The organism is Streptomyces sp. NPDC056169, assembly GCF_042268445.1.
Taxonomy (GTDB): domain Bacteria; phylum Actinomycetota; class Actinomycetes; order Streptomycetales; family Streptomycetaceae; genus Streptomyces.
Genome location: NZ_JBHJUO010000009.1, coordinates 71,444 through 91,794, shown reverse-complemented (window position 1 = coordinate 91,794; position 20,351 = coordinate 71,444). Strand labels below are relative to the sequence as shown.

Here is a 20,351-nt window from a genome sequence, read left to right as displayed (position 1 = left end):
AGTGACAGCGCAGGGGAGACACCGATGACGTACCCGCCCGGAACCGCCGACGACCCGATCCGCCTCCTCGCCGTGCGCGACACCCCGCTCTCCCTCGACGAGGTGTACGCGGCCGTCGGCGACGCCGCCGCCGGCGGCACCGCCCTCTTCGTCGGCACCGTCCGCGACCACGACGGCGGAAAGGCCGTCACCCGCCTCGACTACAGCGCCCACCCCGACGCCGGGGACGTGCTGCGCCGGGTGGCGGAGCGGACCGCCGCCGCCTTCCCGGTCCGCGCCCTCGCCGCCGTCCACCGCACGGGCCCGCTGGCCGTCGGCGACATCGCCGTGATCGCGGCCGTCTCCTGCCCGCACCGCGCGGAGGCCTTCGCCGCCTGCGCCCGTCTCGTCGAGGACCTCAAGCACGAGGTGCCGATCTGGAAGCACCAGGTCTTCGCGGACGGCACGGAGGAGTGGGTCGGCGCGTGCTGACCGGCCTGCGGCGCACGGCGGCCCGGGCCCGGAGCGCGCTCTCCCCGCGCGGGGCGCTCGCCCTGCAGAGCGTGGACGGCGCCCTGTCCTTCGCGTTGCGGGCCGCTCTCGTCATGGCGCTGCCCGCTCTGCCGTTGGCCCTGGCGGGGCGGGCGGACCAGGCCGTCTACACGATGCTCGGGTCCTTCACCACCTCCTTCGGCCGCAACCTCCCCTACGCCCGGCGCGCCCGCGTGCTCGCGGTCGTCGCGGTGGCCATGACCGCCTGCGTGGGCGGCGGTTCGGCGCTCGCCGCCTGGGCCGATCCGACCGCCGGGGGAGCGGGCGCCGCCGTGGTGGTGGCCGCGACGGCCCTCGTCGCCGGGCTCGCCAAGTTCGCCTGCGACGCGGCACGCCTGACCGGCCTCGGCGCGGTCCTGCTGCTGTTCTCCTTCGCCGTGGCGGCCAACGGCGACTCGACGACGGCCGACGTCCTTCCCCACACCGCCCTTGCCGCCCTGGGCGCGGCCGTGGCCTGGGTCCTCGCCGTGGCCGGCCGCTTCGTCCACCCGGACCGGCCGCAGCGCCTCGCCGTGGCCGCGGCGCTCCGCGAACTCGCGGACCTCCTGGACGCGGGCGCCGGGCCCGGCGACCGGCTCGCACGTCACCGCGCGACCGCCGCCGTCCTCCAGGCGTACCGGACACTGGGCCTGGCGCCCCCGGCCGCCGCCACAGCCGGCGCCGGCGCCGTACGCGGAGACCGGGGCGACACCTGCGTACGCCTCACCGACCTCGCCTGGTCGCTGCTCATCGACCGCGCCCGCCGTCCGCCCGACGACACCACCGGCCTGGCCCGCGTCCTCCGCGCCCAGGTCCGCCTGCTCGCGAGCCGCCGCCGGCGGGTCCTGCGCCTCCTGCCCGAACTCGCCCTCCTGTCGGCCCTGGCGCAGGACGACAGCGCCCCGGCACCGCCCGCCCCCACCACCCGGCGCGCCGCCGAACTCCGGGCGGCGGAACTGCTGACGGGCGGCGGGACCTCCGCGACGCACGCCTCGGTCCTGCTCGTCCCCGCCCTGCGGATGGTCCTCGGCACCGGCCTCGCGGGCGGCGCGGCCCTGCTGCTGGGCCTCGGCCACGGCTACTGGGCGGCCGTGTCCGCCGCCGCCGTCCTGCACTCCGTCAACGTCCGTACGGCGACCCAGCGCGCCGTCCAGCGCACCCTGGGCACGGTCGTCGGTCTGGCGCTCGCCCTCGCCGTGCTCGCCGCGCACCCCGACCCCGTCGTGCTGGTCCTGGTGATCGTGCTCCTGGAGTTCCTGCTCGAATACGTCGTCGCCCGCAACTACGGTCTCGGCGTCGTCTTCCTGACCCCGCTCGCCCTGCTCCTGACGGACCTGGCCGCCGCCTCTCCGACCGAGGCGCTCGTCCAGGACCGGGCGCTGGCCAGCGTCCTCGGCATGGGCATCGCCCTGCTCTGCGCGCTGCTCGTGGTCCACGACCGGGCGGCGGTCCGGGCGCGCCGTGCGCTGGACGCGTGCACGGCGGCGGCCGACTCCGCCGAACGCGCCCTGGCGGCCGGGGCGGCGGGCTCGTTCCCGCTCGTGCAGACGCGCCTCGCGGCGGCCGTCGTGGAGCTGCGCGAGGCCGACGACGCCGCGGCGGGCGAGCTGTGGCCCGCCGAGATGGACCCGACGGAGCCGGCCGCCGCGGAGCAGCGCGCGTACCGGCTCCTGGAGCGGCTCGTCAGGCCGCCGGGCCGATCGTGACCTTGACGTGCTTCATGATCGGCTGGTCGCTCTGGGTGCTGTAGTCGCCGAGCGCGCACAGCACGTTCATCTCCGGCATGTAGCCGGCGGCGCAGCCCCGGGGGATGTCGTACGGGATCGCGAGGTAGCCGCGCAGGTACCGCCGGCTGCCGTCCTTCGCGGTGCTCGTGATGTCGACGGGCCCGAGGTCGGGGATGCCGCGCTCGCGCATGTCGGCCCGGTTCATGAAGACGAGCGTGCGGAGGTTCTTGACGCCCCGGTAGCGGTCGTTGTCGGAGTAGATCGTGGTGTTCCACTGGTCGTGGGACCGCATCGTGCCGAGCGCCAGGGTGCCGGGGGCGGGGACGACGTCGGGCAGGGCCGCCGAGGAGAACTCGGCGCGTCCGGACGGCGTGAGGAAGACCAGTTCGCGGGCGGGCTGCTTGATGCGGAAGCCGAGGGGCAGCCGGACGCGCCGGTTGAAGTCCTCGAAGCCGTCGAGGGCGCGGGCCATGGTGTCGCGGATGCGGTCGTAGTCCTCGACGTACCACTCCCACGGCGTCGCGCTGTCGGGCAGCGCCGCGCGCGCCATGCCCGCGACGACGGCCGGCTCGGAGAGCAGGTGCGGCGACGCGGGCCGCTTCATGCCGACGGACAGGTGGACCATGCTCATCGAGTCCTCGACGGACGTGCTCTGGACGCCCTTGCGCTGATGGTCCTTCTCGGTCCGGCCGAGGCACGGCAGGATCAGGGCCCGGCGGCCGTGGACGATGTGGCTGCGGTTCAGCTTGGTGCTCACCTGCACGGTGAGGTCGCAGTTCGTGAGCGCCGCGTACGTGTACGGGGTGTCCGGCGCCGCGAGGGCGAAGTTGCCGCCCATGCCGACGAAGACCGTGACGTCGCCGTCGTGCATCGCCGTGATCGTCCGGACGGTGTCCAGGCCGTGCTCGCGGGGCGGCTCGATCTCGCAGACCTCGGCGAGGCGGTCGAGGAACGCGTCGCTCGGGCGGTGGTCGATGCCGCAGGTGCGGTTGCCCTGGACGTTGCTGTGGCCGCGGACGGGGGAGGGGCCCGCGCCCTCGCGGCCCAGATTGCCGCGCAGCAGAAGGAGGTTGACGATCTCCCGTACGGTGTCGACGCCGTGCTCGTGCTGGGTGACGCCCAGACACCAGCTGACGATGGAGCGGTCGGCCTCCCCGTACACCCGCGCCGCCGCGAGGATGTCGGCGCGGCTCAGTCCGGACTGCTTCTCCAGCTTCTCCCACGACGTGGCCTCGCACAGCGCGCGGTACTCGTCGAAGCCGGCCGTGTGCCGGTCGATGAACTCCCGGTCCAGCGCCTTGGGATCGGTCTCGGACTGCTCCAGGATCGCCTTGGCCATGCCGCGCAGCAGCGCCATGTCGCCGCCGATGCGCGGCTGGAGGTTCAGGGTGCTCGTCCTCGTCGTCTTGAAGAGGGCCATGTCGAGGAAGTCGTGGGGGACGATCGTGCGGGTGGCGGCCGCCTCGACCAGCGGATTGACGTGCACGATCTGCGCGCCCCGGTGGTGCGCCTCCGCGAGGGCGGTGAGCATCCGGGGCGCGTTGGAGGCGGCGTTGACCCCCAGGATGAACAGCGCGTCGGCGGTCTCCCAGTCCTTCAGGTCGACGGTCCCCTTGCCGGTGCCCAGGGAGGCCTGGAGGGCGCGGCCGCTGGCCTCGTGGCACATGTTGGAGCAGTCCGGCAGGTTGTTCGTGCCCAGTTCGCGGGCCATCAACTGGTAGAGGAACGTGGCCTCGTTGCCGAGACGGCCGGAGGTGTAGAAGGCCGCCCGGTGCGGGCTGTCCAGCTCGCGCAGCGTGCGGCCGACCAGCTCGAAGGCGTCCTTCCAGTTGATCGGTACGTAGTGGTCCGTCTCCGGGTCGTAGACCATGGGCTCGGTGAGACGGCCCTGGTTCTCCAGGTCGTAGTCGCTCCACCCGGCCAGCTCTGTCACCGAGTGCGCGGCGAAGAACTCGCGCCCGACCCGCTTGCTCGTCATCTCCCAGGTGACGTGCTTGATGCCGTTCTCGCAGATGTCGAGGTGCAGGCCCTTGGTGTCGTCCGGCCACGCGCAGCCGGGGCAGTCGAACCCGGTGTTCTCGTGGTTCATCTTCATGATCGCGCGGGGGCCGTCCACCAGCGCGCCCTCGGCGACGAGGAAGCGCGTCACGCTCTTGGCCGCGCCCCAGCCCGCCGCGGGGTGGTGGTACGGGTGGAACTCCGGTTTGCCCTCGGGAGTGGGCCCCACACGGGCTTCGGGCTGCTCCGGGTCCTGGGGGCGTTCCCGGGCGGTGTTGTCGGCGTTCACGACTCTCAACCCTTCCGGCCTTGCGGGCACGGGGAGGCGAAACGACTCTCTCCGGCAGGCTAGGTCCGGTGGGGTGCGCCTGCCACTCGACCCCGGAGGCCCCTCCCGTGCCTCCGTCCGGCCAAGCGATCCCGTCCGGCCGGGCGCTCCGGTCCGGCCCGACCGCTCCCGTCCGGCCGAGCGGTCCCGGCCGCGCGCGGATACGCTGACGCCGCCCCATTGATCCTTTTTGAGGTTACTTGTCTCGTTTGACGGGAGTCCCATGGTCGTCGCGCAGCCCGTCCTCACACCGCCCGCCCCGGCGGCCGTCTTCCTCGTGGCCACCGTGGCCCCCGGTGGGGAGGCGGCCGTACGGGAGGCACTCCAGGACCTGGCGGGGCTGACCCGTTCGGTGGCGTTCCGGTCCCCCGAATCCGGGCTCCGCTGCGTCGCAGGCGTGGGCTCGGAGGCCTGGGACCGGCTCTTCGGCGGTCCGCGCCCGCGCGACCTGCACCCCTTCCCGGCCCTGCGCGGCCCCCGGCACCGCGCGCCGGCCACCCCGGGCGACCTGCTGTTCCACCTGCGCGCGCGGCGCATGGACCTCTGCTTCGAACTGGCCCGGCTGATCCTGGACCGGCTGGGCGGCGCGGTGACCGTCGTCGACGAGGTCCACGGCTTCACGTACTTCGACGAGCGCGACCTGCTCGGCTTCGTCGACGGCAGCGAGAACCCCGCCGGCCAGGCCGCCGCCGACGCGGTGCAGATCGGCGACGAGGACCCGGAGTTCCGGGGCGGAAGCTATGTCGTCGTGCAGCGGTACGTGCACGACATGACGGCCTGGGACTCCCTCACCGTCGAGGAGCAGGAGCGGGTCATCGGCCGCACCAAGCAGGCCAACGTCGAACTGCCCGACGGCGTCAAGCCGGCCGACTCGCACGTCGCCCTCAACACGGTCGTCGACGACGACGGCGCCGAACAGCAGATCCTGCGCCAGAACATGCCGTACGGACGGGTCGGCAGCGGCGAGCTGGGCACCTACTTCATCGGCTACGCCCGCTCGCCCGCCGTCACCGAGCGGATGCTGCGCAACATGTTCCTCGGGGATCCACCCGGCAATACCGACCGCATCCTCGACTTCTCCCGCGCCGTCACCGGCTGCCTCTTCTTCGTGCCGAGCGCCGACCTGCTCGACGACCTCCCCGCCGCCCCGTCCGCGGCCGCCGCGAGCCCCGGGGACTCCCTGGGCATCGGCAGCCTGAAAGGAGCCCCCGCGTCATGACGACCGACGTGACGAACAACCTGCACCGGGAACTCGCCCCGATCACCCCCGCGGCCTGGGCGGAGATCGAGGAGGAGGCCCGGCGCACCTTCCGGCGCCACATCGCGGGCCGCCGCGTCGTCGACGTGCCCGACCCGGCGGGCCCCGGGCTCGCCGCCGTCGGTGTCGGCCACCTGACCGACATCCACCCGCCCGCGCCCGGCGTCTCGGCGCGGCTGCGCGAGGCGAGGCCCATCGTCGAACTGCGGGTGCCGTTCTCCGTCTCCCGGGCCGCCGTGGACGACGTCGAGCGCGGCTCCAAGGACTCCGACTGGCAGCCCGTCAAGGACGCGGCGCGCACCATGGCGTACGTCGAGGACCGGACCATCTTCGACGGGTACGGCGCCGCCGGCGTCGACGGGCTGCGCTCCCGCTCGTCCAACCCGGTGCTGCGGCTGCCCACCGAGCCGCGCGACTACCCCGACGCGGTCAGCCGGGCCCTGACGGAGCTGCGGCTCGTCGGCGTGGACGGGCCGTACGCGCTGCTCCTCGGCGCCGAGGAGTACCGGGCGGTCAGCGAGACCTCCGACCACGGGTATCCGATCGCCGCGCACCTGGCCCGGATGCTCGACGGCGCCCCGATCTGGGCGCCGGCCCTCAGCGGCGGCTTCGTCCTCTCCACCCGCGGCGGCGACTTCGAGCTGCTGCTCGGCCAGGACGTGGCGATCGGCTACACGGGCCACGACGCGGACACCATCGACCTGTACTTCCAGGAGACGCTGACCTTCCTCACCTACACCGACGAGGCCGTGGTCGTCCTGGAGGCCTGACCCGTGAACCGCCGGCTGGCCGATGCCGTCCCGCGACTCGTCGGATCGACGGTGGTCGGGGCGGCGGCCGGCCTGGCCGTCGGCGGAACGACGAGGACGCCGCTGGGCATCCTCGCCGGCATCGCCGCGGCGGAGACGGTCTTCGTCGTCGCGGGATGGCTCGTGCTCTGGCCCATGGACGCGGCCGCCACCCATCGCAACGTCCGCCGGGAGGAGTTCCGGCCCCTCGTCGAGGAGATCGTCGTCGTCGGGACCGCCGTGTGCGGTCTCGTCGGCATCATCGTGATGCTCCTGGTGGGCCACTCGAACCTGGGCCACGCCGCCGCCGCGACGGCGCTCTGCGGCGTCTTCATGGCCTGGGCGGCGCTCCACCTGATGTACGCGACGCGCTACGCGTACGACTACTACGCCCTGGAACCCGGCGGCGGAATCGACTTCAACACCGACGACCCGCCGCGGTACAGCGACTTCCTGTACTTCAGCTTCAACCTCGGCATGACCTACCAGGTCTCCGACACCAACGTCTCGAAGTCGTCGCTCCGCGCGATCGTCCTCCGGCACTGCCTGCTGTCGTACGTCTTCGGAGCCAGCATCCTCGCCACCACCATCAACCTGGTGACCGGCATCGTCACGGGCTGACCGCCCCGCCCTCCCCGCCACCCAGCGACACCACGACCGCGTCGGCCCGGCCCCCGGGCGTGTCGTACGTGACGGTGTCGCCGGCGCGGCGGCCGAGCAGTGCGCGGCCGAGCGGGCTGTCGGCGGTGACCATGGTCGCGTCCAGGACCTCGGCGACCTCGCCGATCTGGACGGTCGTCTCCGTGGCGTCCGCGAACCGCACGGTCACGGTGCTGCCGACGCCGACCGTGTCGGTGCTCGGCGGGCCGGCGACGGCGCCCTCGCGCAGCCTGCCCTCGATCTCGGCGATACGGGCGTCCAGGCGCTGGAGCTCCGTGACGCGTTGCAGCTCGTCGGCCTGGTCGGCGCGGTCGCCGACCTGATCGCCGCCGCCGTCGCGCAGGGTCACGGCGACCGTCTCGCGTTCGGTGCGCAGGTCGGCGAGTTCGCGCGCGAACGCCGCACGGGCGACATCGCTGAGGGGCTCGGGTCCACCGGTCATGTCTGATCCCGTCGGGCGGGCGGCACGGATGCGTGCCGCGCATCGGTCACGGCAAGCCGAAGGTATCAGGGCAATCTGAGCAATCAGAACATTCCGCCATGCTCGACCCGCCGTCAGGAGGCGGGTGTTTTCTGGGGGTTCGACGGGATTTCGATTGCAGGAGTATGGCAGATGCATGACAAGCCCCCAACTCCCTTGAGCTACGCCCGTAGACCGGCCAGGCTGCTGATCACCCGGAGCGCACACACGGCTCCGGTCCGTGCGTGTGACCGACACGCGCCCCCCACAGTCGCGCCGCCCCACACGAGGCGCGACGCCGAAGAGGAGGACTCCCTCGTATGGCACTCCCGCAGCACACCAAGGCCCGGCTCGCGCTCACCGTGTCCGCCGCGACCGCGGCCGCCCTGCTCGGCACCTTCGCCGCCGTCCCCGCCCAGGCGGCCCCCGCCGAGGGCGTCGTCCTCGCGGCCGGTTCGGCCGACGCGGTGCCCGGCAGCTACATCGTCACCCTCAAGCAGGGCGCGGGCTTCACGGCCGCGTCCGCCAAGGGCCGGACCCTGATAGCCGGTTACGGCGGCACGGTCCGCAAGACCTTCGGCTCCGCCCTCAACGGCTACACGGCCACCCTCGGCGCGACGGAGGCCCGCCGCCTCGCCGCCGACCCCGCCGTCGCCTCCGTCGAGCAGAACCAGATCTTCCGCGCCGACGCGACGCAGACCAACGCCCCCTGGGGCCTGGACCGCATCGACCAGGCGAACCTGCCGCTCGACGGCTCGTTCACGTACCCCGACACGGCGGGCGGCGGCGTCACCGCGTACGTCATCGACACCGGCGTCCGCATCTCGCACGCGCAGCTCGGCGGACGGGCCGTGAACGGGTACGACGCGGTCGACGGCGACACGGTCGCCCAGGACGGCAACGGACACGGCACGCACGTCGCCACCACCATCGCGGGATCGACGTACGGCGTGGCCAAGGCCGCGAAGATCGTCGCCGTCCGCGTGCTCGACAACGCCGGATCCGGCACCACCGCCGGCGTCATCGCGGGCATCGACTGGGTCACCTCCCACCACACGGCGGGGGCCCCGGCCGTCGCCAACCTCTCGCTCGGCGGCGGCGCCTCCACCGCCCTCGACAACGCGGTGAAGAACTCCATCGCGGACGGCGTCACCTACGCCGTCGCCGCGGGCAACTCCGGTGTCAACGCGTCCTCCTCGTCGCCCGCCCGCGTCGCGGCCGCCATCACCGTCGGCGCCACGAGCAACACGGACGCCAAGGCGAGCTGGTCCAACTACGGCTCGGTGCTCGACCTCTTCGCCCCCGGCGTGTCGATCACCGCGGGCTGGAACACGAGCGACACCGCCACCAACACGATCTCGGGCACCTCCATGGCCACCCCGCACGTCGCGGGCGCCGCCGCCGTCTACCTCGCGGGGCACCCCTCCGCCACTCCGGCGCAGGTCGCGACGGCTCTGGTGAACGGCGCGACCCCGAACAAGGTGACCAGCCCGGGCAGCGGCTCGCCCAACCGCCTCCTGCGGATCGTCCCGTAACCCGCATGTGAACGGTCGGGGGTCTTGCGCGGGCCCCCGACCCTCTCTACCCTCGCGGCTCAATGGTTAGGAAAACTTCCTAACCATTGGATGAATGAGCCATGAAGGAAAGGGAGTTGTCATGCGTCGACGAAGCGTCTCGCTTCTCGGGCTCGCCGGACTGCTGGTGCTGCCCCTGACATCGGTGCCGCAGGCACTGGCACAACCACAGACCCAGCCCCGCGCACAGGAACGGGCGGCCGCCGCCGACAGCCTGGTCTCCGTCGGAAAGCCGGTGACGGCCTCGTCCGTCGAGGGATCCGGGTTCGAGCCCGGCCTGGCCGCGGACGGCAGCACCACCACCCGCTGGGCCAGCGTGGAAGGCGTCGACCCGCAGTGGGTCCGCATCGACCTCGGCGCGACGCACACCGTCTCCCGGGTGAAGCTCAACTGGGAGGCCGCCTACGGCAAGGCGTACCGGATCCAGACCTCGGCCGACGGGTCGACCTGGACCGACGTCTACACGACCACGACCGGCGACGGAGCCGTCGACGACCTCACGGTCTCCGGCAGCGGCCGGTACGTGCGCATGCAGGGGACCGCACGCGGCACGTCGTACGGCTACTCCCTCTGGGAGTTCGAGGTCTACGGCGCCCCGAGCGGCGGCGGCGTCCCCGGCGGGCCGGCCGTCCCCTTCGGCAGCCACCTCAAGCCCTACGCCGCCGGCACGCTGAAGCCCTCCGGCACCCAGGCCGCGATCGACCAGAAGGTCGTCGAGTACTACAACAAGTGGAAGGCCGCCTTCGTCCGGCAGAACTGCGGCAACGGCTGGTACCAGATCATCTCGCCCGACGCCGACCACCCGTACGTCGCCGAGGCCCAGGGATACGGCATGGTCGTCACCGCGACCATGGCCGGCGCCGACCCCGACGCGAAGAAGATCTTCGACGGTCTCGTGAAGTGGAAGATCGACCACCCGTCCTCGGTCAACCCGAACCTCCTCGCGGCCGAACAGGACGTCGCCTGCAAGAGCGTCAACGGCGGCGACGGCGCCACCGACGGCGACATGGACGTGGCCTACGGACTGCTCCTCGCCGACAAGCAGTGGGGCAGCGCCGGCACGTACAACTACAAGGACCTCGCGCTCAAGCACATCGCCGCGATCAAGAAGGACGAGGTCAACGCGACGACCAAGCTCCTGAAGCTGGGCGACTGGAGCAGCTCGGGCGACCAGTACTACTACATCTCCCGCACCTCGGACTGGATGGTCGACCACTTCCGCGCCTTCCGTACGGCCTCCGGCGACACGACCTGGGACGCCGTGCGCAGCGCGCACCAGACCCAGATCACGCGGCTCCAGTCGACGTACGCCTCCGGCACCGGCCTACTGCCCGACTTCGTCGTCGACACGAACACCACGCCCAAGCCCGCCCCCGGCCAGGTCCTGGAGGACCCGAACGACGGCGCGTACTGGTGGAACGCGTGTCGTACCCCGTGGCGCATCGCGGACGACGCGGTGACCAGCGGGGACGCGGCCTCGCTCGCCGCCGCGCGGAAGGTCAACAGCTGGATCAAGACGAAGACCGGCGGCGACCCGAACAAGATCGCCATCGGCTACAAGCTCAACGGCACCCAGATCTCGGCGGGCAGCGAGGCCGCCTTCTTCGCGCCGTTCGCCGTCGCGGCCATGACCGACCCGGGCAGCCAGGCCTGGCTGGACGCCCTCTGGAACAAGATGCTGACCACGCCGGTCGACACGAGCAGCTACTTCTCGGCCAGCATCCAGCTCCAGGTCATGATCACGGCCTCGGGGAACCACTGGGTCCCGTAGGCCCGTAGGCCCGTAGGTCGGCAGGCCCGTAGGCCGGTAGGGCGCGCCGTGCAGATCAGTGGTGGAAGAGCCGCAGTCCGGTGCGGGCGAGTGTGATGCCGTGCTCGCGGCAGGCGTCCTCCACGTCGGCGGAGCGGATCGACCCGCCGGGTTCGGCGATGAAGCCGACACCGTGCCGGTGCGCGTGGTCGACGTTGTCGCGGAAGGGCAGCGCGCCGTCCGAGGCGAACGCCACCCCGGTCAGCTCCGCGAGCCACTCGGCGCGCCGGCGGTCGGTCAGGTCGGGGGCGGGCACGGACAGGACCTCGGACAGGCGCGCGCGCTCGTCCGGGGTGAGGTCGCCCTCGACGTACCGGATCCGCCAGTTGATCCGGTCCTGCCGGCGGACGCCCGGCCGGAAGGCGAGCGCGCGGACGGCGGGGTGGCGGCGCAGCCACCACGTGTCGGTCTTCGCGCCCGCCAGCCGGGTGCAGTCCACCCGGGACTGCTGCCCGGCGCCGATCCCGAGCGTGACCCCGTCGCGTACGTAACAGACCGAGTTGGACTGGGTGTAGCGCAGCACCGCGAGTCCGAGCAGCAGGTCCTCCGCGGCTTGGGCGGTGAGGTCACCGCAGACGACGTCGTCCAGGAGGGCGGGGGAGAGCGGCACGTCGTCGCGCTGCTGGGTCAGCCGCATGCCGAACACCTCCCGGGCCTCCTGGCCCGGCGGGGTGAAGGCCTCGTCGGCCTCCATCACCAGGAAGCGGCCGCTCTTCTTCCGGCTGAGCGTCTCGACGGTGCCGGGGGCGTAGCCGGGGGCGATGACACCGTCGCAGACCACCCGGGTCAGCACCTCGGCGAGTTCGGTGTCGACCGGGTGCGAGACGGCGGCGAAGTCGCCGTACGAGGACTTCGGATCGGCGTCACGGGCCCGCAGATAGGCGCTGGTGAGCGCGCCGACGCGGTCGCGGTCCACGCCGTACACCTCGGCCGTCACCTCGTCGACCGGACCTGCCAGCGCCGCGCCGGCCGGGGAGACGTGCTTGAAGGACGCGGCGGCCGGCCGTCCCAGGGCGCGGCTCGCGTCCCGTACGAGCTGCCAACTGTTCAGCGCGTCAAGGAGGTTGATGTAGGACGGGCTGCCGTTCACCACCCGGACCGGCCGGCTCCCGGGCTCCACCGGCGTGGTGGTCGCCACCAACTGCTGGGGATTGATGCCGTAACGCAGTTCCATCTCAAGACCTCCTGGGTCAGCGGGACATCACTGACGCAGGCGCCCAGGCGGTCGACGCGCACGCGGGAAGAACAGGCCGAACTGCCGCTCCCCGGTGGTGATCCACCTTCGCCAGTCGCGGCGGGCACGATGCTACCCGTACGGCGGAAACGCGGCGCGCCGCACCACTCCCCGTACGGGAGACGTGCGGCGCGCGGCCGTGCGTTCGGACTCCGGGGGATCAGACCGCCGGGACCGGGAAGGTCGGGTACTCCACGCCGGAGACGTGCTGGACGACCCGGATGACCTGGCACGAGTAGCCGAACTCGTTGTCGTACCACAGGTAGAGGATCGCGTTGTCGCCGTCGACCTTGGTCGCGCCGGCGTCGACGATCGACGCGTGGCGCGAGCCGACGAAGTCCATCGAGACGGCGTCGGGGGCCGTGGTGAAGTCGATCTGACGCTTGAGCGGCGAGTGCAGCGAGACGTCGCGGAGGTACTCCAGGACCTCTTCGCGGGTGGTCTCGCGGCCCAGGCGCAGGCTCAGGATGGCGATCGAGACGTCCGGCACGGGCACGCGGATGGAGCTGCCGGTGATCGGGGCCTTGAGGTCCGGCAGCGCCTTGGCGACGGCCGAGGCGGCACCGGTCTCGGTGATCACCATGTTCAGCGGCGCCGAGCGGCCGCGACGGTCGGCCTTGTGGTAGTTGTCGAGCAGGTTCTGGTCGTTCGTGAACGAGTGGACCGTCTCGACGTGGCCGCGGAGCACGCCGTACTCGTCGTCCATCGCCTTCAGCGGCGGGACGATCGCGTTGGTCGTGCAGGACGCGCAGGACAGGATCTTCTCGTCCGGCTTGACCGTCTCGTGGTTCACACCGTGGACGATGTTGGGCACGTCGCCCTTGCCGGGCGCGGTCAGGACGACCTTGTCGATGCCGGGGCGCAGGTGCTTGGAGAGGCCCTCGCGGTCGCGCCACTTGCCGGTGTTGTCGATGAGGATGGCGTTCTCGATGCCGTACGCCGTGTAGTCGACCTCGGAGGGGTCGTTGGCGTAGATCACCTTGATCGTGTTGCCGTTGGCGACGATCGTGCTGTTCGCCTCGTCGACCGTGATCGTGCCCTGGAACTGGCCGTGGATCGAGTCGCGGCGCAGCAGCGAGGCGCGCTTCACGAGATCCTGGTCGCCGCCGCCGCGGACGACGATGGCCCGCAGGCGCAGACCGTTGCCGGAGCCGGCCTTCTCGATGAGGAGGCGGGCGACGAGGCGGCCGATGCGGCCGAAGCCGTAGAGGACGACGTCGCGTCCGTCACGGCGCTCGATCTTGTTCTCGCCGATGGCGCCGGCGACGGCCTGTGCGGTGAACTCGGCCACGGTCATACCGCGGTCGTCGGTCTTGTAGTCCGCGGCCAGCACGCCGATGTCGATCTGGCACGGGCCCAGGTCGAGGGTCGTGAGCGTCTGGAGGAACGGGAGCGTCTCGGTGACCGAGAGCTCCTCGCCGTCGATCTGCCGGGCGAAGCGGTGGGTCTTGAGGATGCTGACCACCGACTTGTTCACCAGGGAGCGGCTGTGGACCAGGACGGTGACGTCCTGCTCCCGGTGCAGCTTCCCGATGATCGGGATCATCGACTCCGCGATCTCCTCGCGGTTCTTCCAGCTGGTGAACGAGTCGTCATTGACAGTCACAAGTTTATCTTTCGAGCTAGGCGGCGCTCATATGGTAACCCCAGGTCTGTGCGGTGCTTCAGAGGGGTGGCGCATCCCACGCTCCGCCCCCGTTCGCCGCTCGCGGACCCGCGCCAGCCGCTCCTCCAGAGCCGCCCGGCGCTCGGGCCACTCCTCGGCCACGATCGAGTAGACGGCGGAGTCGCGGAGGCGGTCCTCCTCGCCCGGGACCCGGGACGGGGCCGAGCTCCGCAGAACGCCCTCGAAGGCGGCGCCCACCCGCTCGATCGCCGCCCGGGAGCGGGCGTTGCGCGCGTCCGTCTTGAGGTCGACCCGGCCCACGCCCCAGCTCTCGAAGGCGTGCCGGAAGAGCAGGTACTTGGCCTCGGCGTTCACGCCCGTCCCCTGGGCGGAGGCCGCGAGCCAGGTGAAGCCGATCTCGATCGCGCAGAGGCGGTCACCGGACGGCCAGAAACGCGGATCCCAGAACGAGGTGGCGCCGACCACCCGGCCGCTCGCCACGTCCACCTGCGCGTACGGGGCGAGGCTGCCCTCGGCGGCGCGGCCGAGCTGCGTCTCGATGTACGCCGCCGTCTCCTCCGGCCCGGGCACCCAGGTGAAGCCGTACGAGTCCCGGCTCTCCCCGGCGGCCTCGGCCAGACCGGCGGCGTGCTGGTGCCCCAGCGGCTCCAGGCGCACGAACGCGCCCTCCAGAACCGGCCCTTCCAGCGTGAAACCCATGGATCCGCACCCCGTGTACGTGTCGAGTTCGTCGAACATCACCCAGCGGCGAGCAGAATCGCAGACTCCGGCCGTGGGGGCATCCCTGTTTCAGGGGCTGAGCGGGAGGCCGATCGGGGCCGATCGGGGGCAGCTCAGGGGAGTGCGCGTGTGCGGAAGGCGTCACGGACGCGGGCCAGCGGGCCGGGGTCCCGGGTGAAGTACAGCCGGTTCGTGAGGAGGACCGCCCAGCGGCCCCGTGCGGGCGAGACCCACAGGCCCGTGCCGGTGAAGCCGAAGTGCGCCCAGACGTCGTCCGCCGGGTCCGTGCCGGGCGCCGGGTGCCAGAAGAGGCCGCGCGGCGGGGTGAGCGCGCCGGTGCGGACGCGCAGCGAGGCCGCCGTCCACTCGGCGGAGAAGGTCCCGGGCACCGGGACGAGGAGGTGCCGCAGGAACCGGCCGACGTCGCCGGCGGTGGTGAAGACCCCGGCGATCCCGCAGGCGCCGCCGAGCAGCCGGGCCGAGAAGTCGTGCACGGTCCCCCGCAGGGGCGCGCCGCTCTCCTCGTCGTACTCGGTGGGAGCGCAGCGCTCCCCGAGTGCGGCGGGCAGCGGTCCGTACCGGGTCTCCGTCATGCCGAGCGGCGTCCAGACCCGGTCCTGGGCGAGCCGGGTCAGCGGCAGGCGCGTGAGGTGCTCGGCGAGGTAGCCGAGGAGCAGCGCCGCCCGGTCGGTGTACGCGACGGCCTCCCCGGGCCGGTGCCGCAGGGGCTCGGCGAGGACCCCGTCCCGGACGTCCTGCGGGTCGGAGCCGTACAGGGGCCGCAGATTGGCGCGCAGCGGCAGCCCGGCGGTGTGGGTGAGGAGGTTCAGGGCCGTGACGCCGGCGAGGGGCCGCCCCGTGGCCTCCGGCCAGTACGAGCCGAGCGGCGCGCCCGGGTCCAGCTTCCCCGCGTCGACGAGGGTGCCGACCACGGCCCAGGCCGCGAGGATCTTGGTCAGGCTCGCGACGTCGAAGAGCGTGTCCGGGAGCGTCGGCTCGCCGGGCCGCGCGGGATCGAGCACGCCGACGGCCCCCTCGGAGAGGGTCGTCCGGGCGTCGCCCACGGCCCACACCGCCCCGGGGTACACGCCCGCGCGCACACCGTCGTCGAGGAGCCGTTCGAAGGGGTCGCTGCGCTGGGCCAAGGCGTGCCTCCGGCGGGGTCGGTGCGCCCCCGTCCCCGGGGGGTCGACGGGCCGCGCTCCGGAGTCATGCCCGGGCAGGTGGGGAAGACACCCTTCCGTCAGCTCCTGTCCCAGGAGTTCACTTGCAGGTGACCTCGTCACGCGGGGTGTAGTGGGTCTTGAAGGCCTCGCGCTTCACCTCGACGCCGTCGTTCTTGAAGACCCGGTCCACCGAGATGTCGAAGCCCTCGAGGGGCTCCTGCGGCATGCAGGCCTCGCCGGTGCCCTCGCGCTTCGCGGGCTCCGTGAGGTTGGTGCGCGGGCCGGCCACCGCCTCCACGGAGTCGTACTTCTTCGTCCCGAGGAAGCTCACGGTGACCGAGGAGTCCGTCGCGCCGGCCTTGATGTAGATCGGCTTGCCCGAGTCGTTGCGGAACTTCAGGTCCAGGCTGCCCCAGGCGACGGTGGCCTCGCGGCCGGCGGGGTAGCGCTCGATGTAGAAGGAGTGGGCGCCGTACTCGACGGGCTTCACACCGGCGAAGAACATCGCGTTGAAGACGGTGGTCGCCATGGCCGACACGCCGCCGCCGGGCGCGGACCGGTACTGGCCGTCGAGGATCATCGTGCCGTCCACGAAACCGTTGTCGGGGGTGCGCTCGCCGACCGTCTCGTTGAAGCTCCACACCTCGCCGGGCTGCACGACCGAGCCGTTGATCAGCTCGGCGGCCCGGCCGATGTTCGTCGTCCGGTAGGGCGCGGTCGGGAAGTCGACGGTGAAGGTCGACATCTGCTCGGTGATGCCGAGGCGGGCCAGCGAGTCGGCCGTCAGCTGGGGCTGCGTGACCGTGGTGGCCACCGGAGCCGTACGGGCCGTGGCGCCGTTCTTGGCGAGCAGCGGGCGCACGGCGTCGCCGAGGGCCTTCGCCGTCACCTCCTGCCCCGGCTTGCCCTCCGACTCGACGACGACCTTGCCGTCCCGCACGCCGAGGGTCGCCTCCACCGGCGCGCCCGTCATGGCCGCGAGGGGCTGGGCGACGTCGGGGTCGCGGAGGAGGGCCTCGGCGTCGAGCGCGGGGCTGAGCCTGCCGTGCTCGGTCTTCACGGAGAGGTGGTCGGCGAGCGTGGCGGCGGAGATCCGCAGCCGCTCGCTGCCGGCCGTCAGCGTCACCGGGCCCGAGACGGCGGGCTTCGCGTAGGAGTCGAGGAAGCGGGTGACCTCGGAGTCGCCCAGCTTCGGTTCCGTGAGGGTGACGGGGAGGGTCACGGGCGAGGCGCCCGAAGCGGCGGGATAGGCCGCTCGGATGTTCTCGACGGCCCGCCCGGTGTCCAGCTTCTGGCCGGTCACCGCCCGGGTCGCGACGGCCTCGCCGTCGCGGAAGGCGACGGAGCCCTCGCGGACCTTCCGGTCGTTCTTCTCGGCCAGCTCGTCCACGACGGCCTTCGCCTTGGCCTCGTCGTAGGAGAACACCGGCTGGATCTCGCGCTCGCCCGAGGAGAAGAGCCGGCCGATGACCGTCACGGGGTCGCGGGACGGGTCGGCCGCCAGGTCGGCGGTCTTCGCCACGTCCACGGCCAGGCCCGCGGCGGCGGGGGAGACGGTCGCGGCGCGGTCGCCCACCTGCACGGGTATCGGCGCGCTCCAAGAGGCCGGGGCCTCGGCCGCGAGCTTCGCCTGCGCCTCGGCGCGGCTCATGCCGCCCACGTCCACGCCCGCGACGCTGGTGCCGGCGGATATGTCGTCCCCGGTCGTGACCAGTCCCGCCACGTACAGTCCGCCCGCGGCGACGGCGACCACACCCGTCGCGATCGCCGCCGTCCGGAGGCGCGGACTGCGCCCCTCGCGGGGCGTCGGGGCATGGTCGGTCCTGGAGCGGGGCACACGCTCTCCCGGGGCGTCGAGGATGGAGGGATCTCCACGACGGTACGCCGAAAGAGTGTCAAATGCACATAAAGCTGTGGTGACCTGCGGGGATACGGAGCGAGGCGGAAGCGGTACGGAGTGTTCCGGGGTAAGGAGAGGGTGGCCGCACGGGGCCGCCTAAGCTGGAACGATGCCCGCCACCCCGAGCCCGAGCCCGGGCCCCGCGCCGAGCCCGGGCCTGGGCCCCAGCCCCAGCCCAAGCCCCAGCCCGAGTCCCGGCCCCCAGTCCGTCGACCGGGCCCTCGCCGTGCTCGACGCCGTCGCGGACGCCGACCGGCCCGTCGGGGCGAAGACGCTGGCCCGGCGGCTCGGCTGCGCCCTCTCGACCGTCTACCACGTCACCGGGCCCCTGCTCGCCCGCGGCTACCTCGTCCGCACCGCCGAGGGGTACGCACCCGGGCCCCGCGTCCCCGCCCTCCACCGCTCCCACCAGCGCCACCACGGCCTCGGCGCCGGCACCGGCGAGCTCCTCGGCCGGCTGCGACGCGCCACGGGAGCGGAGGCGTACCACACGGCCTACCGCGACGGCCTGATCACCGTCGTCGACACCACCGCCCCGGTGACCGACGCCACCCACCCCTTCACCCCGGGCCCCGAGGACCGGGCGCACGCCACCGCCCACGGCAAGGCGCTCCTCGCCGCGCTCCCGCGCCCCCTGCGCCGCCGCTACCTCGCGGAGCACGGCATGGCCCGCTTCACCGAGCGGACCATCACCAGCGCCGAGCGGTTCGAGGCGGAGGCCGCCCGGGTGCGCGGCCAGGGATTCGCCGTGTCGGTGGGGGAGGTGGACCTCGCCTACACCTGCCTCGCCGTGGCCCTGCCCGAGCGCGGCGACGGCATCGTGCACGCGCTCTCCGTCTCGCTCCCCACCGCCGACTTCGGACGGCGGCAGGGAGAGATCCGGGCGGCGCTCGCCCGCGCCGTACCCGAGTTTCCGGCCCTGCCGGAATCCTGACCGGCCCGGCTGGCCGACCGGGCGGGACCGCCGCAAGGTGGACGCATGATCTTCATCGCCGTCCGCTTCACCGCCCGCCCCGACCACGCCGACCGCTGGCTCGACCTGGTCGCCGACTTCACCCGCGCCACCCGCGAGGAGCCCGGCAACCTCTTCTTCGACTGGTCCCGCAGCGTCGACGACCCGAACGTCTTCGTTCTCCTGGAGGCGTTCGCCGACGCCGAGGCCGGCGCCGCCCACGTCTCCTCCGCCCACTTCACTGCCGGCCTCGCCGCCATGGCCGGAGCCATCGCCACCACCCCCGAGATCATCAACGTCGAGGTCCCGCAGCAGGGCTGGGGCGCCATGGCCGAACTCACCCCGACCGACACCCCCTAGGGGGTGTCCTGCGGTCGGGGCCGGACCGGCCCCGACCGGTCCCGCACACCCCCCGGCCCGACGCCCCGGGCCGCCGCCGTCCCGCCTGATAGGTTCGCGGGAAACGCAGGCGGGGCGGCGGCCCGAGGGGAGAAGCGGCACATGGCGGTGAGCGGACGGCAGACCGGCAGGCCCACCCTGGAAGAGGTCGCGGCCCGGGCCGGAGTCGGCCGCGGCACGGTCTCCCGGGTCATCAACGGCTCCCCGAAGGTCAGCGAACAGGCCAAGGCCGCCGTCGAACAGGCCGTCGCCGAACTCGGCTACGTCCCCAACCGGGCCGCCCGCGCCCTCGCCGGCAGCCGCACCGACGCCGTCGCCCTGGTGATCCCCGAGACCGAGGCACGGCTCTTCGCCGAGCCCTACTTCCTCGACATCATCCGCGGCGTCAGCGCCGAACTCGCCGACGCCGACAAGCAGTTGCTGCTCACCCTGATCCGCAGCGAGCAGGAGCGCCAGCGCTTCGAGCAGTACCTCGCGGCCCAACGCGTCGACGGCGTCCTGCTCGTCTCCGTGCACGGCGACGACCCGCTCCCCGACCAGGTCCGCGCCCTCGGCCTGCCCGCCGTCCTCAACGGCCGCCGCCGCGAGGACGAGCGCGTCGCCTTCGTCGACTCCGACAACACCGGCGCGGGCCGGACCGCCGTCGCCCATCTCGCCGCGCGCGGCCGGCGCGCGATCGCCACCGTCACCGGCCCCCTCGACATGTACGTGGCCCGCTGCCGACTCGACGGCTACCGCGAGGGCCTGACGGACGCCGGGCTCGCACACGACGAGGCGCTCGTCGTCAACGGCGACTTCACCGAGGAGGGCGGCCGGCGCGCCATGCGGGAACTCCTGGACCGCAGGCCGGACCTGGACGCCGTCTTCGCCGCCTCCGACGTGATGGCGGCCGGGGCGCGCGCGGTGCTGCGCGAGGCGGGCCGCCGGGTCCCCGAGGACGTCGCGCTCGTCGGCGTCGACGACTCGGCCGTCGCCCGGCACATGGACCCGCCGCTGACGAGCGTCCGGCAGCCCATCGAGGAGATGGGCCGCACCATGGCGCGCCTGCTCCTCCAGGAGATCGTCGCGCCCAGCGAGCCGGACGAACAGCCCCGCCGGATGCTGCCCACCGAACTGGTCGTCCGAGCCTCCTCCTGACGGGTCCCGCGAAGGCGCCCCGCACGGCCGGGAGGCGACGGCCGAGATGCAGCCGTCTCCGGGCCCCCGGAGAATGGACTCCGTACGGGGTCCGTACGGATTC

The 20,351-nt window shown here is 72.9% G+C and carries 17 protein-coding genes and 1 riboswitch; of the genes, 10 read left to right on the top strand and 7 right to left on the bottom strand.

Translation table 11 applies throughout. The features are described 5' to 3' along the window. Nucleotides 1-24 precede the first annotated feature (24 nt). Together ACFC0G_RS16385 and ACFC0G_RS16380 are read left to right on the top strand one after the other, a co-directional pair. Entirely contained in the window at nucleotides 25-471 is a 447-nt protein-coding gene (locus tag ACFC0G_RS16385) for a molybdenum cofactor biosynthesis protein MoaE (RefSeq protein WP_376403555.1), read from the top strand. Beyond that, the gene (locus ACFC0G_RS16380) at nucleotides 465-2,216 is read left to right on the top strand and encodes an FUSC family protein (RefSeq protein ID WP_376403553.1); all 1,752 of its coding nucleotides are present in this window, start codon (nucleotides 465-467) and stop codon (nucleotides 2,214-2,216) included. The genes ACFC0G_RS16385 and ACFC0G_RS16380 overlap by 7 nt, the downstream gene beginning before the upstream one ends. Here the strand turns inward: ACFC0G_RS16380 and ACFC0G_RS16375 are convergent. Continuing rightward, nucleotides 2,194-4,524 carry an FdhF/YdeP family oxidoreductase gene (locus ACFC0G_RS16375; RefSeq protein ID WP_376403551.1) on the bottom strand — a complete coding sequence of 777 codons (2,331 nt, stop codon included), beginning with the start codon at nucleotides 4,522-4,524 and terminating at the stop codon, nucleotides 2,194-2,196. The two genes, ACFC0G_RS16380 and ACFC0G_RS16375, sit on opposite strands and share 23 nt — an antisense overlap. 262 nt (nucleotides 4,525-4,786) lie before the next feature. On the opposite strand from ACFC0G_RS16375, the gene ACFC0G_RS16370 reads away from it, so the two are divergent. Genes ACFC0G_RS16370 through ACFC0G_RS16360 form a run of 3 tightly spaced genes read left to right on the top strand, consistent with a single transcriptional unit; the run spans nucleotide 4,787 to nucleotide 7,230 of the window. Beyond that, a complete protein-coding gene (locus tag ACFC0G_RS16370; RefSeq protein ID WP_376403549.1) occupies nucleotides 4,787-5,782 on the top strand; it encodes a Dyp-type peroxidase in 996 nt (331 codons plus the stop codon). Then, nucleotides 5,779-6,591: a family 1 encapsulin nanocompartment shell protein gene (locus ACFC0G_RS16365; protein WP_376403546.1), complete on the top strand. Its 813-nt coding sequence runs from the start codon at nucleotides 5,779-5,781 to the stop codon at nucleotides 6,589-6,591. Before ACFC0G_RS16370 ends, ACFC0G_RS16365 begins: the two co-directional genes overlap by 4 nt. Before the next feature lie 3 nt (nucleotides 6,592-6,594). Further along, nucleotides 6,595-7,230: a DUF1345 domain-containing protein gene (locus ACFC0G_RS16360; protein ID WP_376403544.1), complete on the top strand. Its 636-nt coding sequence runs from the start codon at nucleotides 6,595-6,597 to the stop codon at nucleotides 7,228-7,230. On the opposite strand, the gene ACFC0G_RS16355 is transcribed toward ACFC0G_RS16360, so the two are convergent. Beyond that, the gene (locus tag ACFC0G_RS16355; protein WP_376403542.1) at nucleotides 7,220-7,711 is read right to left on the bottom strand and encodes a GreA/GreB family elongation factor; all 492 of its coding nucleotides are present in this window, start codon (nucleotides 7,709-7,711) and stop codon (nucleotides 7,220-7,222) included. The genes ACFC0G_RS16360 and ACFC0G_RS16355 overlap by 11 nt on opposite strands. Nucleotides 7,712-8,049: 338 nt before the next feature. On the opposite strand from ACFC0G_RS16355, the gene ACFC0G_RS16350 reads away from it, so the two are divergent. Both ACFC0G_RS16350 and ACFC0G_RS16345 read left to right on the top strand, forming a co-directional pair. Continuing rightward, nucleotides 8,050-9,264 carry a S8 family peptidase gene (locus ACFC0G_RS16350; protein ID WP_376403540.1) on the top strand — a complete coding sequence of 405 codons (1,215 nt, stop codon included), beginning with the start codon at nucleotides 8,050-8,052 and terminating at the stop codon, nucleotides 9,262-9,264. 121 nt (nucleotides 9,265-9,385) lie between these two features. Beyond that, the gene (locus ACFC0G_RS16345; RefSeq protein ID WP_376403538.1) at nucleotides 9,386-11,074 is read left to right on the top strand and encodes a glycosyl hydrolase family 8; all 1,689 of its coding nucleotides are present in this window, start codon (nucleotides 9,386-9,388) and stop codon (nucleotides 11,072-11,074) included. Between the two features lie 55 nt (nucleotides 11,075-11,129). Here ACFC0G_RS16345 and ACFC0G_RS16340 read toward each other — a convergent pair whose 3' ends face one another. From ACFC0G_RS16340 to ACFC0G_RS16320, 5 genes are all read right to left on the bottom strand, one after another. Then, the gene (locus ACFC0G_RS16340) at nucleotides 11,130-12,287 is read right to left on the bottom strand and encodes a phosphoribosylaminoimidazolecarboxamide formyltransferase (protein WP_376403536.1); all 1,158 of its coding nucleotides are present in this window, start codon (nucleotides 12,285-12,287) and stop codon (nucleotides 11,130-11,132) included. A 34-nt stretch (nucleotides 12,288-12,321) separates the two neighbouring features. Next, nucleotides 12,322-12,416: riboswitch (ZMP/ZTP riboswitch) on the bottom strand. 91 nt (nucleotides 12,417-12,507) lie between these two features. Further along, nucleotides 12,508-13,953 (bottom strand): glyceraldehyde-3-phosphate dehydrogenase, encoded by a 1,446-nt coding sequence (locus ACFC0G_RS16335; protein ID WP_376403534.1) that lies wholly within the window; start codon nucleotides 13,951-13,953, stop codon nucleotides 12,508-12,510. Between the two features lie 27 nt (nucleotides 13,954-13,980). Further along, complete coding sequence (locus ACFC0G_RS16330; protein ID WP_376403532.1) at nucleotides 13,981-14,673, bottom strand: GNAT family N-acetyltransferase; 693 nt, start codon at nucleotides 14,671-14,673, stop codon at nucleotides 13,981-13,983. A gap of 134 nt (nucleotides 14,674-14,807) precedes the next feature. Next, the gene (locus ACFC0G_RS16325; RefSeq protein WP_376403529.1) at nucleotides 14,808-15,839 is read right to left on the bottom strand and encodes a serine hydrolase domain-containing protein; all 1,032 of its coding nucleotides are present in this window, start codon (nucleotides 15,837-15,839) and stop codon (nucleotides 14,808-14,810) included. Nucleotides 15,840-15,957: 118 nt separating this feature from the next. After that, the gene (locus ACFC0G_RS16320) at nucleotides 15,958-17,697 is read right to left on the bottom strand and encodes a VanW family protein (RefSeq protein WP_376403527.1); all 1,740 of its coding nucleotides are present in this window, start codon (nucleotides 17,695-17,697) and stop codon (nucleotides 15,958-15,960) included. Nucleotides 17,698-17,869: 172 nt separating this feature from the next. Between ACFC0G_RS16320 and ACFC0G_RS16315 the strand changes: the two genes are divergently transcribed. The 3 genes from ACFC0G_RS16315 to ACFC0G_RS16305 all read left to right on the top strand — a co-directional run bounded on the left by ACFC0G_RS16315 (nucleotide 17,870) and on the right by ACFC0G_RS16305 (nucleotide 20,248). Continuing rightward, complete coding sequence (locus ACFC0G_RS16315) at nucleotides 17,870-18,694, top strand: IclR family transcriptional regulator (RefSeq protein WP_376403525.1); 825 nt, start codon at nucleotides 17,870-17,872, stop codon at nucleotides 18,692-18,694. A gap of 45 nt (nucleotides 18,695-18,739) precedes the next feature. Continuing rightward, nucleotides 18,740-19,072 carry a putative quinol monooxygenase gene (locus ACFC0G_RS16310; RefSeq protein ID WP_376403523.1) on the top strand — a complete coding sequence of 111 codons (333 nt, stop codon included), beginning with the start codon at nucleotides 18,740-18,742 and terminating at the stop codon, nucleotides 19,070-19,072. 141 nt (nucleotides 19,073-19,213) lie between these two features. Continuing rightward, nucleotides 19,214-20,248 carry a LacI family DNA-binding transcriptional regulator gene (locus ACFC0G_RS16305; protein WP_376403520.1) on the top strand — a complete coding sequence of 345 codons (1,035 nt, stop codon included), beginning with the start codon at nucleotides 19,214-19,216 and terminating at the stop codon, nucleotides 20,246-20,248. The last annotated feature ends 103 nt before the right edge of the window (nucleotides 20,249-20,351 follow it).

Excerpts from the sequence above, each read along its gene's own strand:
- ACFC0G_RS16385 (WP_376403555.1), top strand. The coding sequence starts at position 25 with ATGACGTACCCGCCCGGAACCGCCGACGACCCGATCCGCCTCCTCGCC.
- ACFC0G_RS16370 (WP_376403549.1), top strand. The coding sequence starts at position 4,787 with ATGGTCGTCGCGCAGCCCGTCCTCACACCGCCCGCCCCGGCGGCCGTC.
- ACFC0G_RS16365 (WP_376403546.1), top strand. The coding sequence starts at position 5,779 with ATGACGACCGACGTGACGAACAACCTGCACCGGGAACTCGCCCCGATC.
- ACFC0G_RS16355 (WP_376403542.1), bottom strand. The coding sequence starts at position 7,711 with ATGACCGGTGGACCCGAGCCCCTCAGCGATGTCGCCCGTGCGGCGTTC.
- ACFC0G_RS16350 (WP_376403540.1), top strand. The coding sequence starts at position 8,050 with ATGGCACTCCCGCAGCACACCAAGGCCCGGCTCGCGCTCACCGTGTCC.
- ACFC0G_RS16345 (WP_376403538.1), top strand. The coding sequence starts at position 9,386 with ATGCGTCGACGAAGCGTCTCGCTTCTCGGGCTCGCCGGACTGCTGGTG.
- ACFC0G_RS16340 (WP_376403536.1), bottom strand. The coding sequence starts at position 12,287 with ATGGAACTGCGTTACGGCATCAATCCCCAGCAGTTGGTGGCGACCACC.
- ACFC0G_RS16330 (WP_376403532.1), bottom strand. The coding sequence starts at position 14,673 with ATGGGTTTCACGCTGGAAGGGCCGGTTCTGGAGGGCGCGTTCGTGCGC.
- ACFC0G_RS16315 (WP_376403525.1), top strand. The coding sequence starts at position 17,870 with ATGCCCGCCACCCCGAGCCCGAGCCCGGGCCCCGCGCCGAGCCCGGGC.
- ACFC0G_RS16310 (WP_376403523.1), top strand. The coding sequence starts at position 18,740 with ATGATCTTCATCGCCGTCCGCTTCACCGCCCGCCCCGACCACGCCGAC.
- ACFC0G_RS16305 (WP_376403520.1), top strand. The coding sequence starts at position 19,214 with ATGGCGGTGAGCGGACGGCAGACCGGCAGGCCCACCCTGGAAGAGGTC.